Genomic DNA, 13,746 nt, shown 5'->3' on the forward strand with positions numbered 1-13,746 from the left:
GAATTGAGTGTGATATTGCTGCTGATCCCTCTGGTTATTTTCCTCGCTGCCACAGTTCAGGGGACAATCGGTTTTGGCTATGCAATCGTTTGTCTTGCTCTCTTCTCTTACTTCGTTGATTTTCGCGAAGCCAACGTGATCGTCGCCGTGAGCGTTTTGGCTCCATTGATTTCGGCGGTGTGGATGTACCGAGGTGAGCTCAAGATTCAGACGCTATTAATCTGCCTGGCAGGGGCAATCGTAGGGCTGCCAGTCGGCCTCTACTTCTTTAGTGTCGTAAATGAGACGTTGTTGATTCAAGTCACCGGAGTGTTGATCTTCTTGCTCTCGGCTGAAGGTCTTTGGTCAATGCGTAAGGAAATCAAGATCGAAACGGAAAAGGAAACCTCTTGGCTGTGGACTTCGATTGCTGGAGTTGCCAGTGGCCTGCTGACAGGCGCGGTCGGCATGGGTGGACCGCCGGTGGCAGCGTTTGCATCGAGGCAATCGTGGTCACCAAGGCAGATTAAAGTCTTTCTTTTGGCATTCAGTTTTCTGACCGCAATTCTCCGAGTCAGCGGTCTGGCCGCCGCCGGTTGGATGGACCTCTCGGTGCTGAGCTATTGTGTCTTGGCCATTCCTTTTGCTCTTCTCGGAATCTATTGCGGGCTCAAGGTGTCGCATAACATCGATGCCCGCGTGTTCCGTGGCCTTACGATGGGCACACTACTGCTGTTGTCGCTGGGTATGATTTTCCGCTCTCCTCCCGACAAATCACAGGATGATGCGGCACCCGCTGCTACCGCGACCTCGTCCAAGACGGCGATGCATTTGGTAGAGTTCCGGTCTTCATGATACGCATTTTCTCTATGCGTTGATGGCTAGGTTGCGTCCAAGATGCGAAGAGTGAAAGTCAGGCGCTCGAAGCAGATTGGTGCTAAGGGTTCATCGATTCGTTGTTAGGAACTACTTGAGCACACTTGCGATCGCTGATCCGTCTCGTACAAGCGTTATTGGCCTGCCGACGTTTGCTTCGTATTCCGTCTTGGGATCGATGCCAATACTTTGGAAGAATGTAGCTGCCAGATCATCGGGGCTGAATCCTTCGTTTAGTGGACCTTGGGCTTTGTCGTCCGTCGCCCCTATGACTTGACCCGTGCGAACACCGCCTCCTGCCATTAGGCTACACATCGCCCGGGCCCAATGGTCTCTTCCGGCGTTATTGTTTACCTTAGGTGTACGACCGAATTCGCCAGTGACAAGAATCGAAGTCGAATCGAGTCGTCCACTCTCTCCCAATCGATCGAACATCGCCGATAGGCTTTGATCGAATTTTGGGGGCAGTTCTCTGCCCAACTGGTTGAAGTTGTCTTGGTGCGTATCCCAGCCTTCAAGCAGCACCGTTACGAATCGAACGCCAGCCTCGACCAATCGAGTTGCCAACATCATGCTCTGACCGTAGTCATGACGCCCAAAGCGATCGACCTCTCGGTCAGGCTCGAGGGACAGATCAAAGGCGTTACGGGAACGCTGGGAAGCAATAATACGATGTGCCTGTTCCGAGAATCGATTCAAACCCTTAACGGAGTCGTCAAGTTCTTCAAACCCGGCGAAGGCTGTATCGATATCCTTTAATAACGCTGTGCGTGTGTTGAACTTTTCGAGCGTAAGCGAACCATCCAATGTGATGCCCCGGACGCGAAACGGATGGCCATGTTGGGGCTTCTCTCCTGTCGATAGTGGTCCAAACTCGGCACCTAAATAGCCTGGTCCTTCAACAGGCCGGTCAATCGACACAAACGGTGGAATGTCGGGGTGCGAAGGAAACTCCTTACTAACGACCGAGCCATACATTGGATAGTTGACTACCGGCGTTGGCAAGTTTCCCGTAATGAGATAGCGAGTTCCTAAACCATGATCGGCCAGACTGTGGGTGACACCGCGAATCAGCGCATAGTTACCCGCTCGTTGGGCAAGACGCGGCAAGTGTTCGCATATCTCCATGCCTGGTACGGAGGTTTTGATCGGACGAAATTGCCCGCGGTATTCCGAGGGAGCATCCGGCTTAAGGTCGAACGTATCCTGGTGGGCTGGCCCACCCATTAGGAAAACCAATATCGCCGAACGCCCTGAGTCGGGGTTACCAGTAGCCGCTTGAAGCTCTAGGTACTGACTCAGAGTCAAGCTGGTGCCCAAAGCACCGACCTTCAAAAAACTCCGCCTCGATAGAGCCATGTTCAAACCTTTGGAAAGTGAGCTATTTATTGAGGATGAATTCTTTAGTGTTCATGAGCGCCCATAGCAGATCCCGCATTCCATCGGCAAGAGAATCTGTAGAGGCAAGATGCTGTCGTGCACGTGTTTCTTCGTCGTGATTCGGGAGACGACAAACAGATCGTAGCCATGCCTCGCGTACCAATGCCGCGTGATCAGGCTTTGTCTTTGCCTCTTCTTGCCGCGAAAGTTCTTCCAGCCAGCCACTGCCTTCCAGACGTTGGTCGACTAAAGGATCATTCTGCAGAAAGATCGACTGCAGCAGGGTCGATTGATTCGACCGTTCACAGTCGCAATTTACGGCCCGCTCTGGCTTTCCAAAAACCTGCATTGCATACGTACCTGCTAGTCGCATGGATAAGTGACCAATAGCGCGTCGCGAAAGATCGGTTCGCACTTCGTGTTGTTGGTCACTCGCGGCAAGTACTTGTTTCACCGAGTCATAGACGATCTCAGCAGGCAAACGGCGCGGAATGGCTCGGCTGAAATTGCGTCGATCCTCTGTGTTCGTTTCATTAGGTCTCCAGCTTCGCTGATATGCTTGACTCGACACGATCGTGCGATGCAACCATTTCATGTCGTATCCGTTCTCGATAAAACCGAGGGTCAGCCAATCGAGAAGCTTGGGGTGGCTGGGTGGATTTGCTGGATTGAGATCGTCCGGAGGATCAATAATCCCGACATGAAAATAGCCAGCCCAAACACGATTGACGAAGGCTTTGGCGAAATAGGAATTTTCGGGTTCGAGCATCCAATCCATGATTGGCATTCGAGGATCAAGCTCAGGCGGTAGGGAAACCATTCCGCTTCGTAAGAGGTCTAGGCGAACTTCAGATCCGCGGCTTTCAACGTATAGTTCGCGCCACGGGATGACTCGACCCTTACGGGCATGACGCAATACTTCGTCGCGAATCGGAGATCCATTCTTGTCGCGTACGTTTAAGCCAACATTCTTGGCAAGCTGGCGGTATTGGGATTCGTCTTGAGGTTGGACTCCAAACTCGATGGTTTCAAAGAATCGCGAAAACTGTCTGAAATCGTCCTGGGTCCACGGGGCGAATGGATGTTTATGACACTGGGCACATTGCAGGCGAATGCCCAGGAAGTTGTGCGCGAACGCTTGCGCGGCTTCTTCCGGGTTTTGCATGCTACGGCGGGTCCAGTAATGTGGCATGAACTCGCGATCTGTGAAATCGTTAGGGTCCTGTTCACGAAAGTAGCTCGACATTTCGCCGGTATATTCATCGTACGACTGTCCGGGCCGACGACCTTTCGCGAGAACAATGCGTCTTACCAACTCGTCGTAAGAAACGTTGTCCTGCAACCGCTGGTACGTCCACATGTACCACTGAACCGAAGTGTCTTGACCGAGTTCGGCTTGTTGCTGGGGATTGCATCCCGTGAAGTCGCATAACTTGTTGGCCCACCATGCAGCGTATGCGGGCCGAGTGAGGAGTTCGTCAATCTTGAGTTCCCGTTTATCGGGACGCTTGTCTGCCAGAAAACGGGTTGATTCATCGGGTGTGGGAAGTGTCCCCGTGAGATCAATACTTACACGTCGAAGAAACTCGGCGTCGGTACATACGTCAGAAGGAATAATGCCAAGCTTGTCGAGCTTTTCGTTCACAAAACGATCTATCCCAGGCGCGAACGCTTGATGCGACGCAAGATGGAGGGACTCGTCTCGCGGCCGCATCACTGGCACGGCCGAGATCCCATTGTCGTAAAACACCATGACGTGGGTATCACCAACTCCCTGGGAGGTGATCGTTCCACCGGAATCTACGGTTGCGACGGAATCGTCATTTGTCCGGAAGCGGCAAAGCTCGGTCACATTTTCACGATCACCATTCGCCCAGACGGCAATTACATCTAGTGCGATCGAAGGTTGCTCGGTCGAAAATACAACTTCGTCTGGGGTAACTTCGAGGCGTGACAATTCGCTTGGAGTGCTGATTCCCTTCGCGCCGGAATTGATCCAGCGTTGGAGGAGATCATGTTCCCAGGATCCCACCTCAAATCTTTTTCCCCCTTCGTGATCCACCTGGAGCGTCGGCTTCTGCAGAATAGGACTTTTGGAGGAAGCGTTTCGATCAATTCGATCTTGGGCTGTTAACCCTGCCAGGTCCATCCGAAAGTCGAATCCAAAGAGTGACAGCCGAAAGCCACCCTGACCCTGAAAAGATCCGTGACAGGATCTTCCGTTGCATCCAAGCCTACCGAGAAGTGGAATCACATGCCGCTGGAAATCTGGCTCCTGAGATGGGTCCTTGAAGCCCGGTAGGTCGTTAGCAGCTGGTAGCGTCTCCGATTGGACTGATTCGGAGACGCCTGCCAGTAAAATGAGTATTCCAGCAAAGGTGACGAGGAAACATTTCATGGATCGGACTCACGAGTTCGATAAGTCTTGCCTACGAGTACCTAGTCGAGCTTCTTGATGCCCTCGATTACGCTGAGACTATCACTTAGCACGACAGGATGTTCGGCACCGAACTGTATCTCGTCACCTTGTTTGAGGTTATGGAAGGCTTCTTTTCGTTTCCAAAAGCCTGAGAGCATCACCTGCTTGCCCACGATCGACTCGGCATTTCGAGCACGGTTTTGCTCAAAGGTTCGAACCACGCCGGAGACTTCAATTGTCAGATCGAGAAGATGTTCGTCTTTCTTGACAATCTTTCCATTCAAGATGCCCTTAAAGCCGCGGAACTCTTGCGGAAGCTCGGGATAATCGCCCGGCTTGACGGGGGCCACCTTTCGGAGGACTTCACCCACGCGGATCTCTCCCTCGCCATTGTCCAGTGCGCCAAATTCGATCGTGTCACCAATCCGTGCTACAACTAACGCGTCGAGCATATTGCTGTGGACACCACCTGCGTCTACCGTCTTGCCAATCAGGGCCTTGGGATTGCGGGCCTGGTTATTGCGCCAGACGCGAGGTACAGCATCAACGACGATGGAAAAAGTCCCGCGTTCGCTATCCTTAGCAGTCAATCTTCCTACCAGAAGGCCTCGGAAACCTCTTTGATCGCCTGGGCGCTCCATCTTCATCTCCGGCCGTTCCATCTGACCTTCGGATATGTCCGACACAGAGACTTTGCGAACAGCTTCGGCGACCGTCAGGTGGTCGCTTTGTCGGCCGATGTGTTGCATCCCTACGTTGATACGATCTCCAACCTTCAGGTTGTGGTAAGCCTCGCGGCGATTCCAAAAGCCAGCGAGCATCAAGGTCTTGCCTTCGATGCTCTCAGGATTCTTCGCATCGTTTTCTTTCCAGGTATTCGTGACCTTAGCTACCTTAATGATCAGTTCAAATGTTTCAGGGTCTTTTTGAAGGACATCGGCGACCACCTGACCGCGAAACCCGCGAAAATCGTCAGGAAGAACTGGGTAGTCTTCCGGCTTGTAGGGAGCGACCTTGCGGAGGAGTTCTCCGGGAAAGACAAGCCGATCGCCGTCATGCTTGCACTCGAATTCTACGGTATCACCGGGACGCATGATGACAAGCACGTCCAGGAATTTGCCTGTCACGCCGCTAACTTCGATCGTTTTGCCAACAATTGCCTTCGGATTCTCGGAACCGTTATTTCTCCAGACTCGAGGTATGGCATCGACTTGAACGACGAATGTTCCACGTTCGATGTCCTTCGTGGCCAGTTGTCCTACAACCATGCCACTGAACTTCCGGATGCCAGCGGGCAACTCATCGGGTGATGTCTTCAGAGCGACCGTTTCGCGTTCAGTTTGGGGCACTTGGGGCTCTTCCGCGGCTATTGGAGACGTGAGACCGACAAGTACAGCCAGGGTGAGAACATGATTGCGCATGGACATGGTCCTGTTATCCAAGAGTGAGGAGTGTGAGACCGCTTTGGGCATGATCATTAGCAAGCTGACCATCCCTACGGTTAGACAGATGAGAAACTGATTCCAGTTGCTGCGGGAAGGAGTGTCATAGTGGTGCGCAAGCAATGCCTCGACGCGCTGTCCTAATTCAGAACAATAGCTGGCCATGCCAGTCACTAAGATGGGAGCTTGTGGCTTGCAAGTCGCATTCACGCGTCGTTCGCCGATGTTAACCAAGCACTTGGCAAGGGAAATCCCTTCTCCCATGGTTCGTGCTGCGAAGAGATCGGCAACATACTCCATTTCCTTTCGGATTTGCCTACAGACAAAACGATTGAAAGGCTGCCAGGGAATGAGCCCAACAACGAGGTGAGCAATCAGTGTCCAAATCGCATCTCCCTTCGCGATGTGAGCAAGTTCGTGAGCTAGTACCGCGTCCGTATCTCCACAATGGTTTTCGTGTGAAGTCCCATTACATGTGGTAAGTTCTCGTTGCCAGCTTTCAGGAATCAGAATGAAAGACCTCCAGACGCCGCCTGTAAGCGGGCTATCAATCTCAGGCGAAAGATAGATATCGACGGTGCGACGGATACCCATCGCGGACTGGATCTTAGCGAGCGAGTCTTTCAGGTAGCCGTCGGAAACTTTCCGGGCGTTTCGCCGTAAGCGTCCAAGGCGCACCGCCTGACTAATCAGTCTTCCTAAGAAGCATAGGATAAGAGTTGCCCATACAAGCCAAGCGACGGCTTGCCATCGCAACCAAGGGGCAAACGTTGCTGTTTTTTCGGGTTGCCCACTTTCCTTTGCCTGAGAGACAATACCGACGGCCGAGGAGAGCTCGCCAGGCGTTAAGGAAGTGTCTTCAAGGCTCTCAGAAGTATTATCGTTCGAGCGCTGGATACTCGGTTCTACGTACCGTTCAAGAGTCTGGGCCGTTGTGCTTGATGCGGTGTCATGTACAGACCATTGAGGTCCGAAGTGGGGAAGCGTGGTCGTCGAAGCGATGAGTGCCGTGGCGATAGGAAGTACAAGGGCCGTTTTCCAGGCAAAGATTCGAATTTCTGGACGGAAATGTTTCGATCCCGCGTTTAATACTCCCCAGGTGCCTAGCACGAATACGGAGGAGTGAATCAGATACGTCAACAAGAATGCCAGCAAAGTAGGTTCGATCATTTACGATCTCCCTTCTTTTGCTCCGCTTCATGTTTCCGAACCAGTTCCTTGATTCTCTGAAGTTCCGATGAATCGATGCTTTCACTTTCGAGCAAGTGATTGACCAGTTCGGCAGGGCTACCACCAAAGATCCGTGAGATCACGTCGCCGATCATGGATTGACCAGCACCATCTCTGGTCACTGCAGGCTGGTAGAAATAGACCCTATCTTCGACTCGATGAGTCACAAGGCCCTTCTTCTCCATGCGGGAAAGCACAGTGGCCACCGTCGAATACGCGAGGGCACGTTCCACATCCAAAGCAGCTTGGACATCGGCAACGGTCGCTTCGCCCCGCTCCCAAAGAACGTTCATGATTGCCAGTTGTCGGCCACCCAACTTCACGATCGACTCCTCTGCAGTGCCTAAGTATTACAAATGTAAAACTACAGATTGTAGTAGGTGGTGTCAATCTTTTTTTAAGGAAAACCGAGTAGTCAGAATTACTTCGGTCTTCGCGCTTGTTCTGAGTCCTTTTTAACCTCTGGCGTAGCATTCTGAGGCAGCCAACGTGCCAGTTCGTCGCGTACCCCTTTGTAAACCGGATCGTCGGCGAGATTATCGAACTCATCCGGATCGGAACGATGGTCATACAGCTCCTCTTTTCCGTCGCGGTAGACGATAAGACGCCAGTCGTGGTTGCGGATCGAGTGATTTCCGAAATACGACGATGTAATCGCTGGCCGCTGGCGTGGCGACTTCGGATCGGCAAGCTGTGGCGATAGTGAAACGCCGTCCAGGCGTCGATTGCTTGGCAACTCGCACAAGTCAACAAGCGTTGGAAAGATGTCGAGCAGGTTCACCGCCTCATCACAGGCCTGGCCCGGTTCAATGCCAGGTCCGACAAACAAAAGTGGCACTCTCGTCGATTCTTCCCACAGTGTACGCTTGGCCCAATGCTGTTTCTCGCCGAGATGAAACCCGTGATCGCTCCAAAGCACGACAATCGTATTATCCGCATGGGGACTTGCCGCAAGACCATCCAGCACAATGCCCACGCAATGATCCACAAAGCTGATCGATGCCAAGTACGCCTGGGTCAAACTTCGCTGCGAATCTGTCTCCACGACTTCTGCATGTGTCGGTGCCGCGGCGAACTTATTAATGGAGAGAAAGTTCTCCGGGACATCGTCTAGATCAGCCAGGGGATTGTTCGGTAGCACGATCGATTGCTGGTTGTACAGGGCAAACCACTTCGGAGGAACGTGGAGCGGTACGTGTGGACGAAAGAAGCCGACGGACATAAAGAACGGTTTCTCGAAATTCTCCTTCAGCGTCGCGGCAGCCCTATTGGCCAATTGAGCGTCGAACATGTCCTCATCTTTTTGAGGAAACGCGCCCCAATCCCAAGCTCGGCTCCACCCCTTAGGCAAGTTCAGCGGTTCCTTAGGTTTTGGCCCGCCAGCGCGGTCTTGCAGCGTTCGGTCAATCGACGACGCTAGTTTGCCCCGAAATCCATGATGCAGAACCTTACCGCCGGTCATCGTGTAGTAGCCGTTGTCGTGGAAATATTGGTGCAGCGTGGGAACCCCATTCAACTTGGGCAACTGTTCGTACGAAGGCCCCAATTCGTAGCTGCCGTGCGTGGTGGCCGACAGGCCTGACATGACACTTATGCGTGACGCTGAACAAACGGGTACTGCACAATGTGCGTTGGCGAATACTCGCCCCCGACTGGCCAAGCTATCCATGTGAGGTGTCTGGACGTCTGGATGACCACCCAAAAAGCCAGTCCAGTCATTCAAGTCGTCAATGCAGATCATCAAGACGTTCGGTCGTTTGTCTGCCGCGTGAGCGACATCAGTAGCCCAGATGATGATTAGCAAACATAGGAACGACTGGAGTAGCGAGTTCATGGCGGAGTTCCGGGGCCAAAAAGCTGTAATGCTATGGCGGGAGGGGCTAGAGGGAAATTGAAAAGTGCAGGGCACGGGAACTGAATTATAAAAGGTTTCATCCTCGAAACGTACGGTTTGTCCCGTAAATCACTTGGATTCGGCGGCCGACAAAGAGGCAATCGCGTGGCAGACTTTTGCGAGGTATCTACAATATGGACACGCTATTCGAACTCTTTCCGCGAGATACTCCCTCATGTTGATGCGTGCTTGTACTGCGTTTGGAATTCTGGTCGTTTCGCTTTCCTGTAATGTTCTTGCAGATGAGTCGTCCACGGATACTTCGAAACCAGGTGCTACTTCTGATCCATTGCCCAACATCGTAGTGATTCTTGCGGATGATCTGGGCTGGAACTCCGTGGGATATCACAACGAGGAATTTCAGACGCCGCACATCGATTCCCTGGTCGCCAGTGGAATAACCTTGAACCGGTTTTACGTCGCACCGATGTGCTCTCCAACGCGTGCCGGGATGATGACGGGACGCTATCCAATTCGCTTCGGTTGCGCCCGGGCAGTGATTCCACCCTACCGAGACTTCGGCCTGCCAACATCCGAAGTGACGTTACCAGAGATGTTGTCGACTCTGGGTTACAAGAATCGGGGAATCTTCGGAAAGTGGCACTTGGGACACCGTCGGGCGAAATGGCACCCTTTGGCTCAAGGGTTCACCCATTTCCATGGGCATTACAACGGGGCTATCGACTATTTCGACCTCTCAAGGGATGGCGTTCATGACTGGCACGTTGGCTTTGATTCCCTCGATGAACAGGGATACGCAACCGACCTAATCGCCGATGCTGCGGCGAAGTGGATAAGGCAGTCCGCAGAATCAGATGCTCCATACTTCTGTTACGTACCTTTCAATGCACCTCATTCTCCCTATCAAGCTCCAGAAGAGGCCATTGAACAATACGGTGATTTACCGGAAGCGACTGACCGCGATGGTAAGCATCGCGAGATTTACAAGGCAATGATTGGGCGAATGGATGAAGGTATTGGGCGGATTTTGCAGGCGGTCGAGAACTCCGGAGAATCGGACAACACCATCGTCTGGTTTTTCAGTGACAATGGCGGCGTCGGTAACTTGCAAGACATCAACAAACCACTGAAGGGGGCAAAGCTGACGGTGTTTGAGGGAGGGATTCGGGTGCCTGCGTGTGTTCGTTGGCCTGCAAAGATACCTGCTAGAAACTCGACGGATGTCGTTTGCGGCTATATCGACCTCTTGCCAACATTGGTCGCGATTGCGGGCGGGGAGTGTAGTAAGCTGTCGGAGCAAACCATCGATGGAATCGACTTAACGTCCGTGTTTGCCGAGCCGGCAGCATCCGTTGCCGAGCGTTCTTGGTTTTCGTACCACGGGCAGTCTGGAGTGTCGTCCGAGCATCTGGCAATCGTCGACAAGGGATGGAAGCTCGTAGTTAACGGTCCTCAGCTAACTGACGTGAAGCAATTAAAAGACGGCTCGCATCAGGTTCGTCTGTATCATCTCGAGCAGGATTTGAATGAAACGAACAACTTGGTGAAAGAGAAGCCCAGAAAGGTCACTCAACTGGCAAAACAATTGATCGACCACCGGTCCCTGCAGCCGAAGAACGCTGTTCCTTCGTATGCAATCGGACGGGCCGGCTTTATTCCGCCGCCACTGTGGACATTAGATCCGGCTGACCCAGATAAGTTAGTTGGCGGATACGAAGCTAACGAATCCAAATAGGCTATTTTCCGCAACAGCTTGCAATGGCTGCCTGCGTCAAATTACGGTGAACAAACGGATAACATTAGCCTCTCTGTATAGGAATACGAAAGTGATGCGTCGAATCATTGTGCTCATTATCGTGATGTGTCTGCTCGCTCTGCCAAGTTCGGACGTGTCGGCGCAGAACGCTAAGAAGAAAACGCCCCCGCTGTTCAAGTGGGTCAATCCACCACGCATGATGCCAACTGGTGTTCAGCATGGCGTTTTCAAGAGCCCGTCCATGAAGAAAGACGTGGGTTACTGTATCTACTTGCCACCGTCATATGCAACCGATACCGATCGTCGCTATCCGGTGGTTTATTACTTGCATGGTGGCCGACCTGGAAGTGAAGCCAAGAGTATCGGGCTGGCGAACTATTTCCATCGCTACATGACCGATTCCGAGATACCGGACGTGATCTATGTGTTCGTCAATGGCGGTCCAGTAAGTCATTACAACCTCGCCGATCGTGAGAACGCGATGGGAGAGGATGTCTTCGTGCAAGAACTGATCCCATTTATCGACAAGACCTATCGCACCGTTGCGAATCGCAATGGGCGTGGAATCGAGGGTTTCTCTCAGGGAGGTCGCGGGACCACTCGGATTATGTTTAAGCATCCCGATCTGTTCTACTCAGCAGCGCCCGGCGGTTCCGGATATTCGACTGAGAAGCGGATTTCAGAAGAAAATGGGCGAGAGAGTGAGAACCTGGTGTTTGCTCCTGGTGACAATACCTGGGATCTAGCACGTAAGTATGCCCAGAGCAAAGAGCCGCCAATACGCATTATGCTGCATGTCGGTACCCAAGGATTCAACTACGACAATAACCTAGAGTACATGAAATTCCTCGAATCACTAGAGATTCCTTTCGAGCGAATCATTGTCGAAGGCGCGCCGCATAGTGCTCAAAAGGTCTACGAAAAGCGTGGCCTGGAGATCGTCCAGTTTCATGCCGAGAATTTCCGTCGTTCCGGTGCCTTGCCGCCGAATTAAGTAGCTGAGTATGCCTTGTGGGCTTATGTTCATTTCAGCCTAGTCGATCTTGGCATCTAACCGCGTCTGCAGTGCGGCGATGGCCTGGCTTTTCAGCGCTTTAATCTCGGCGGAGTTTTTGGTAGGTCCGTCAGGATCCATATGGGTAACTTCGGCAGTAAAGTCAAAGTCATCCGTGCGGAAACTATGGAGCGGTTGCCACGGGATTCCATTCACCTTAAGGTTGCCCATCGGCGATCGTGACCAGGCGTAACGTACCGCCACCGGGTTTTTGACAAGTGGGCTGGAAACAACGATTTGCTTATTCTGCATCGACTTGTCTTTGGTCGGACTAGCAGTAGCATCGGCCATGTAAAAGATGCCCGTCTCATCCGCGATCGAAAACCCTTCGATTTCAGAGCCGAAGTCATCAGGTTGCACGGGTTTGTCGAAAGTCAAGACGATAGAATTACCTTTGATATCGGCTGACAGCAACTCCGCCGATTCCCATACAATATCATCGTTGCCGTAAACCGTTTTCAATGCCCAGCGTGCCGTTCGGAGTCCGAGTTCTTTTTTCTTTTTGGTATGCAGCTGCGGTATCTTCTGGTCATACGCAGGAATGAAGACGGTATGATCCGGGTCATTCACATCAGCCAACCCGAGACGTTGCGATTCGCGAATGTAAGCGGCGGTAGAAAATCCTAACTCCTCAAAATTCGAGCGCGTTTGCGCCTTACCGCCAGCACAAAGCCCTATCACCGCCACTGGTAGATGCGGGTCCTTAAAGTCTTCACGCCAGCCTTCGACCATCAGTTTCATCAGCGTGCGATAAAGCTTCGGCTTGCAACTGGTGTTCATCATTGCGTTATTGAACCCTTGATGAAACGCGACCCCTTTGATGTTCAGCCCTTTGAAGACGCCGAACATGCCGTTGTAGCAAGAGGCGGCATCGCTGGGGCTGCGTCCAGGCACCGACCACGTGCGAATACTGCCGTCAGGTTTCTGCGGCTCTCGACGGTTTTTGGTTAGCCCTTTGGCCTTGTCGGCTTCAATCTGGGCTTTCCATTTATCGTGGGAAACTTGCCAACGATCCATTTGATTCTGAAGAAACTCCTCTTCACTGAACTCGGCGTGACGCTGATCGACCCACGCCAGATATTCAGCCGCAAGCGGATTTTCGGAAAATTTATGTCGCGGTACTAAGCTTTCCAGCGATGCGCCTCCGCGGGCGTTGTCGACGATTCCAATCGGGATCTGTAAGCTTCGCTGAAGGCGGGAACCAAAGAAGTAACCGATGGCGCCCATCTCTAAGGCGACCTCTGGGGTGACTACACTCCAGTTCTTATCTTCGGCGCCTCCGTTGATAAACTCGTCGGCAAGATCGACTTCGATCTCTTCCGATTCAGCCCCTGAATTGATCCTGATGTGGCGAAGTAGTGGTAAGTGGGCCATCGAGGCCTCGAAGGGGGCTTCGTAGACGGCCTTGAGGGCGAAGGCCATGTTGCTCTGACCGTTCATCACCCAGATATCACCGACAAGAATATTGTCCATCTCGACGGTGTGAGGACCCGACTTTACGATCAGCTTCTGACCTTTGGTATTGGCAGGCTGAGGTTTGAAGACGACTTCCCACCGGCCCGCATCCCCTGAGGCGGTTGCCGTCGCCGACAAATCACCGAGCTTTACGGTCACGTCATTGCCGACCGGTGCCCATCCCCACACAGTGATTGGCTTCTCACGCTGCAAGACCATATTGCTTCGGAAGATGCCATGTACCTTTAGCGTTTCAGCGGCGAAGAGTTGTTGTGAGAAGGCGATTAGAAGCAATGCTCC

10 protein-coding genes are annotated in these 13,746 nt (G+C 52.6%); 4 read left to right on the forward strand and 6 right to left on the reverse strand.

The window, feature by feature from the left end; translation table 11 throughout:
• Positions 1 to 9: 9 nt before the first annotated feature.
• On the forward strand, positions 10 to 834 hold the full coding sequence (locus PSR63_RS24560) for a sulfite exporter TauE/SafE family protein (protein ID WP_274328481.1): 825 nt from the start codon (positions 10 to 12) through the stop codon (positions 832 to 834).
• Positions 835 to 945: 111 nt separating this feature from the next.
• On the opposite strand, the gene PSR63_RS24565 is transcribed toward PSR63_RS24560, so the two are convergent.
• Positions 946 to 2,214 carry a DUF1501 domain-containing protein gene (locus PSR63_RS24565; RefSeq protein WP_274328483.1) on the reverse strand — a complete coding sequence of 423 codons (1,269 nt, stop codon included), beginning with the start codon at positions 2,212 to 2,214 and terminating at the stop codon, positions 946 to 948.
• A 22-nt stretch (positions 2,215 to 2,236) separates the two neighbouring features.
• On the reverse strand, positions 2,237 to 3,880 hold the full coding sequence (locus tag PSR63_RS24570) for a DUF1549 and DUF1553 domain-containing protein (protein ID WP_274328484.1): 1,644 nt from the start codon (positions 3,878 to 3,880) through the stop codon (positions 2,237 to 2,239).
• A 30-nt stretch (positions 3,881 to 3,910) separates the two neighbouring features.
• Between PSR63_RS24570 and PSR63_RS24575 the strand changes: the two genes are divergently transcribed.
• Complete coding sequence (locus PSR63_RS24575; RefSeq protein WP_274328485.1) at positions 3,911 to 4,129, forward strand: hypothetical protein; 219 nt, start codon at positions 3,911 to 3,913, stop codon at positions 4,127 to 4,129.
• A 545-nt stretch (positions 4,130 to 4,674) separates the two neighbouring features.
• On the opposite strand, the gene PSR63_RS24580 is transcribed toward PSR63_RS24575, so the two are convergent.
• The 3 genes from PSR63_RS24580 to PSR63_RS24590 all read right to left on the reverse strand — a co-directional run bounded on the left by PSR63_RS24580 (position 4,675) and on the right by PSR63_RS24590 (position 9,160).
• Complete coding sequence (locus PSR63_RS24580) at positions 4,675 to 7,266, reverse strand: M56 family metallopeptidase (protein ID WP_274328486.1); 2,592 nt, start codon at positions 7,264 to 7,266, stop codon at positions 4,675 to 4,677.
• On the reverse strand, positions 7,263 to 7,649 hold the full coding sequence (locus tag PSR63_RS24585; protein WP_274328488.1) for a BlaI/MecI/CopY family transcriptional regulator: 387 nt from the start codon (positions 7,647 to 7,649) through the stop codon (positions 7,263 to 7,265). The genes PSR63_RS24580 and PSR63_RS24585 overlap by 4 nt, the downstream gene beginning before the upstream one ends.
• A 98-nt stretch (positions 7,650 to 7,747) precedes the next feature.
• Positions 7,748 to 9,160 (reverse strand): sulfatase, encoded by a 1,413-nt coding sequence (locus PSR63_RS24590; RefSeq protein WP_274328490.1) that lies wholly within the window; start codon positions 9,158 to 9,160, stop codon positions 7,748 to 7,750.
• Between the two features lie 235 nt (positions 9,161 to 9,395).
• On the opposite strand from PSR63_RS24590, the gene PSR63_RS24595 reads away from it, so the two are divergent.
• The gene (locus PSR63_RS24595) at positions 9,396 to 10,916 is read left to right on the forward strand and encodes a sulfatase-like hydrolase/transferase (protein ID WP_274328492.1); all 1,521 of its coding nucleotides are present in this window, start codon (positions 9,396 to 9,398) and stop codon (positions 10,914 to 10,916) included.
• A gap of 94 nt (positions 10,917 to 11,010) precedes the next feature.
• Complete coding sequence (locus PSR63_RS24600; RefSeq protein ID WP_274328494.1) at positions 11,011 to 11,931, forward strand: alpha/beta hydrolase; 921 nt, start codon at positions 11,011 to 11,013, stop codon at positions 11,929 to 11,931.
• A gap of 39 nt (positions 11,932 to 11,970) precedes the next feature.
• Here the strand turns inward: PSR63_RS24600 and PSR63_RS24605 are convergent, their stop codons facing one another.
• Positions 11,971 to 13,659 (reverse strand): hypothetical protein, encoded by a 1,689-nt coding sequence (locus PSR63_RS24605; protein ID WP_274328495.1) that lies wholly within the window; start codon positions 13,657 to 13,659, stop codon positions 11,971 to 11,973.
• Positions 13,660 to 13,746: the final 87 nt, after the last annotated feature.

The organism is Bremerella sp. P1, from assembly GCF_028748185.1.
GTDB lineage: Bacteria > Planctomycetota > Planctomycetia > Pirellulales > Pirellulaceae > Bremerella.